Consider the following 2,133-nt stretch of genomic DNA (forward strand, 5'->3'; position numbering starts at 1 on the left):
ATCATCAAGACTCCGAACCAACCTACATAAATGCGGTTGTCGGTTGATGTTACCCACTCACAAAAGCGTTCCCAGACGTTGGCGCTTTCGCGCTGCTGTAAGGTTGTTGTCATTTGTTTATGATTGCTTTATTTGGTTTTCAATGTTCGTGACGGCTTTGTGTTCCGCCATGTAAATAAACATAAAGCTTTTATTTCAGTTTGTAAAGGCCTTTTAAGCACAGTTTTTCTTATAGGTGTCATAAAATATGCTTGTTAAAAGCCACAAGGCTTGCTGTATAAGGAGTTTAAAGGCAGTATTCTTCATTTGTGGACGATCGCCCACAAATGAAGAATACTCATAATCTACCTGGGCAACGAGATTCCGGACTTGCATCAGTGTTAAGATAGATGAAGGGTTGCGATCGCCAACCGCAAAACTCGCACTGCACAGATATATGTTGTTGCGTAAGTCCGATCGATAAAAGTCCCAACGAATGTCCCGCACCGTCACCTACAGCCCTGCTTATACCGTGGTTCCCACTTACGAGTGTTTTAACCGCTGCACCTATTGCAATTTTCGGGCAGAACCGCTGCAAAGTCCTTGGCTAACACTCGCAGAAGCCGAAAAACAGCTTTTGCTGCTGCAAAATCAAGGTGTAATTGAAATTCTCATCCTCAGCGGCGAGGTACATCCTCACAGTCAACGCCGAAAAGCTTGGTTGCAGCGGATTTACGATTTGTGCGAACTGGCACTTGCTCTGGGATTTTTGCCACATACTAATGTGGGGCCGCTCAGCTTTGAGGAGATGGCACAGTTAAAAGAGGTGAATGTATCGATGGGGCTGATGCTAGAACAGCTTGCTCCAGATTTGTTAAAAACGGTTCACCGGCACGCACCGAGTAAAGTGCCGGCGCTGCGGCTGCAACAGTTAGAATGTGCTGGGGAATTAAAGATTCCGTTTACAACTGGTTTGCTGCTGGGAATTGGGGAAAGTGAGACCGATTGGATTGAGACATTAGAGGCGATCGCCCGCATTCATTCGCGTTACAATCACATTCAAGAAGTTATCCTCCAGCCACACAGTCCGGGAAATCAGCAAAGTTGGGACGGTGAAGTTTTTGATGCTACAAAAATGCCCGAAGTAGTTGCGATCGCCCGCAGCATCTTACCTGATGAAATCAGGCTGCAAATTCCCCCAAATTTAGTTGCACAGCCCGACATATTGCTGGCTTGTTTAGAAGCAGGTGCTAGAGATTTAGGAGGAATCGGGCCGCGGGATGAAGTTAATCCCGATTATCCTCACCTGCAACACCAAACTTTAACAGAAATTTTAGCAGGATCGGAATGGCAACTTGTGCAGCGTTTGCCTGTTTATCCTCAGTACGATAAGTGGCTGCCCCAGACATTGCAAACTGCTGTCAAACAATTCCGAGTTAGTCATTAGAAATTCTTATTTCTTAGTCCGCGCAGGCGGAATTCGTTTGTGTAGAAGCGGTTTCAACCGCCGAGTAATAAAAATAAACTATTGAGATTTTAAATCAAAGAACCGCCACCATCAATCCAGACTTCAGTACCTGTGATGAAGCTGGAGGAATGTGATACCAGAAATAACACTAATTGGGCGACTTCTTCGCTAGAACCTGCTGTATTATCCGTCAAAGGAATCATGTCTTGAATAGAATCAGGCGCGACTGGAATGCGATCGAGATGGCGCTTAACGGTGCTTTCTTCAATAGCAGTTAGCACCCCGCCCGGACAGATCACATTGACTCTGATTTGGCAGGCTGCGAGCTCTAGCGCCAGCATTTTTGCAAAGGCTACTTGGGCAGCTTTTGAACAAGCGTAGGCCGTGGCACCAACTTTCCTGAAACTTCTGGTGCCATTAATCGAGGATGTAATTACAATTGAACCTCCTTGTTTTTTCAGATGAGGAACAGCATACTTAACAGCCAAAAATGTTCCTCTGAGGTTGGTGTTAATTGTCCGATCCCACTCATCGGATTCTATCTCTTCTATCGGCGACCATACACCGTTAATACCCGCATTTGCAAACAAAATATCAATTCTTTGATACTTGTCAAAAATTGTTTGAAACGCTTTTTGCATTTGCTGAGAATCTCCAACATCTGCGGCAATAGCCAGCCCGCAGCC

General features: G+C 45.4%; 2 protein-coding genes and 1 pseudogene. 1 reads left to right on the plus strand and 2 read right to left on the minus strand.

Going from position 1 to position 2,133, the window contains the following annotated elements; translation table 11 throughout:
* Positions 1-113 (minus strand): annotated as a pseudogene (locus QUA38_RS28610) (photosystem II q(b) protein); the annotation flags it as partial.
* A 362-nt stretch (positions 114-475) separates the two neighbouring features.
* Here QUA38_RS28610 and cofG point away from each other — a divergent pair.
* A complete protein-coding gene (gene cofG / locus QUA38_RS28615; RefSeq protein ID WP_333167842.1) occupies positions 476-1,426 on the plus strand; it encodes a 7,8-didemethyl-8-hydroxy-5-deazariboflavin synthase subunit CofG in 951 nt (316 codons plus the stop codon).
* Positions 1,427-1,515: 89 nt separating this feature from the next.
* On the opposite strand, the gene QUA38_RS28620 is transcribed toward cofG, so the two are convergent.
* A partial coding sequence (locus QUA38_RS28620) for an SDR family NAD(P)-dependent oxidoreductase (protein ID WP_333167845.1) occupies positions 1,516-2,133 on the minus strand: 618 nt, incomplete at its 5' end.

It is taken from the genome of Microcoleus sp. Pol12B4, assembly GCF_036701385.1.
Lineage (GTDB): Bacteria > Cyanobacteriota > Cyanobacteriia > Cyanobacteriales > Microcoleaceae > Microcoleus.